Source organism: Collinsella sp. AM12-1 (assembly GCF_003472325.1).
Lineage (GTDB): Bacteria > Actinomycetota > Coriobacteriia > Coriobacteriales > Coriobacteriaceae > Collinsella.
Map to the genome: position 1 here is coordinate 698 of NZ_QRLS01000048.1, position 807 is coordinate 1,504.

1 protein-coding gene is annotated in these 807 nt (G+C 65.1%); it reads left to right on the forward strand.

Translation table 11 applies throughout. The annotated features are described in order from the left end of the window. Positions 1–763, forward strand: a 763-nt coding sequence (locus tag DW136_RS09830) for an IS3 family transposase (RefSeq protein ID WP_199580237.1), incomplete at its 5' end; no start/stop codon positions are given. Between the last annotated feature and the right edge of the window lie 44 nt (positions 764–807).

An 807-nucleotide genomic window follows, 5' to 3' on the forward strand; every position in this document is an offset into this window, starting at 1 on the left:
CCCGCCGAGAGCGACCCGGCCAGAGCTCCGGGAGGCCGTGCGCGAGATCTTCTCGAGGACGGCGAACGGGTGCGGCCACCGCCAGATAGCGATGTGCCTGAGGGCCGAGCTGGGCGCGAGGATAGCGGACAAGACGGTCCTCAAGATGATGCGGGAGCTCGGCATCCGCTGCGGCATCCGCCGGGAGACCGACTACCATCGCTACAACTCCTACCGCGGCCCGGTCGGCGAGAGGTTCGACAACCTGATAGCGCGTGACTTTCGCGCGGGCGCCCCGTGGGAGAAGCTCGGGACCGACGTCACGGAATTCAGGCAGCCCTGGGGCAAGGCGTACTTCGCCCCGGTCTACGACTTCTGCACGAAGGAGATCGTCTCCTGGTCGGTGTCGACGAGCCCGGACATGGCCCAGCAGGAGGAGGTGCTCAGGCGCCTGTTCGCGAGAATGCCGGCCGGGGCCTCGCCGATCGTCCACAGCGACATGGGCTGGCAGTACCAGCACCCTAGGTGGACCGACGAGCTCAGGAGGCACGGCGCCAGGCAGAGCATGTCGAGAAAGGGCAACTGCCTAGACAACGGGGCGACGGAGCAGGTGTTCGGGCATCTCAAGGACGAGTTCTTCAGGGGCGTCGAGTGGGCCGACTTCGAGTCCTTCAAGAGGGACCTCGACGCCTACGTCGTGCATTGGAACACGAGGCGTCGCCAAGTGGCGCTCGGCGGCCTCACCCCGGTGGAGTTTCGGAAACGGCTATTGAAAGCGTCCTAGTGTTCGCTTCTAATAAAGAAGGCCAAGATTCGGGACGCAGTTCA